This is a genomic window from Gordonibacter pamelaeae 7-10-1-b, from assembly GCF_000210055.1.
Lineage (GTDB): Bacteria > Actinomycetota > Coriobacteriia > Coriobacteriales > Eggerthellaceae > Gordonibacter > Gordonibacter pamelaeae.
In genome coordinates, this window is the sequence record NC_021021.1 from 345,900 (window position 1) to 347,149 (window position 1,250).

2 protein-coding genes are annotated in these 1,250 nt (G+C 67.9%); both read left to right on the top strand.

Going from position 1 to position 1,250, the window contains the following annotated elements:
• The coding region (locus tag GPA_RS01580) for a winged helix-turn-helix domain-containing protein (RefSeq protein ID WP_041238766.1) at nt 1–279 on the top strand (279 nt) is incomplete at its 5' end.
• A gap of 63 nt (nt 280–342) precedes the next feature.
• A partial coding sequence (locus GPA_RS01585) for a sensor histidine kinase (protein WP_041239931.1) occupies nt 343–1,250 on the top strand: 908 nt, incomplete at its 3' end.

Sequence of the window (1,250 nt, forward strand, 5' to 3'; positions counted from 1 at the left end):
GTGGCGCTGGACGAGGAGGCGTACGCGGCCACGCTCCACGGCGAGCCGCTCGCGCTCACGCCCAAGGAGTTCGCCATCCTCGCGTGCCTGCTGCGCGCGGCCGGCCGTCCGGTGGCGTCGCGCGATTTGTTCGAGGCCGTGTGGGGCGAGGAGGCGAACGCCCAGTCCAACAACACGGTCATGGTGCACATACGCCACTTGCGCAAGAAGCTGGCCGCCATCGACTCCTCCCAGGAGTTCGTCGAGACGGTGTGGGGCGTGGGCTACAAGCTGGGATAACGGCGACGACGCCGCCTGGACGGCCGGCGGCGGGTGCGGCGGATGAGAGGGAAGGGACGCGCGATGGACGCGAGCGGATTCAGCCAGGCGAAGCAGGACCAGACGAGACGGTTGTCGAACAGCGTGCTGCGGCGCACTCTGGTGAACGTGGTCGTGTTCGCCGTCGTGTACCTGGCGCTGTTCCTCGGCTTCATGAACACGCTGGGATCGAGCCTGTCGAACCTCGCGTACAACCTCGTGGGCCAGAGCTACTGGATGCACACGGCCATCGCGAACCTGTTCCTCGTGTGCGTGGCCGTGGGGTTCATCGTAGGAATCGTGCTGGTGGTGCGCTCGGGCATCAACCGGGCGCTGCGCTACTTCGACCTGCTGCTCGACTCCGTGACCGATGTGCTGGCCAAGAGCGAGGGCCCCGTCGTGCTGCCGAGCGAGCTCGCGCCCACGGCGCTGTTCTTGAACGGCATCAAGGCCGAGGGCGAGCGCAGCGAGCGCGCGGCGAAGGCGGCCGAGGAGCGCAAGAACGAGCTCGTGGTGTACCTGGCCCACGACATAAAGACGCCGCTCACGTCCATCATCGGCTACCTGACGCTCCTAGAGGAATCGCCCGATTTGCCGGTTGACGTGCGGGCGCGCTACACGGGCATCACGCTGGCGAAGGCGTACCGCCTGGAGGAGCTGCTCGACGAGTTCTTCGAGATCACGCGCTACAACCTGCAGACCATCCCCATCGAGCGCTCGCGCTTCGACGGCGCGCTGTTCGTGAGCCAGGTGATCGAGGAGTTCTACCCGCTGGCCGAGGGGCGCTCCCTCTCGCTCGTCTTCGACGGGCCGGACGAGCTGCCCGTGTTCGCCGACGCGGGGCGGGTGGCGCGCGTGCTGAACAACGTGCTGAAGAACGCCGTGGCCTACGCCGACGCGGGCACCGAGGTGCGCGTGCGCACGGGGCTCGTCGTCGCGCCGGACGGGTTCGT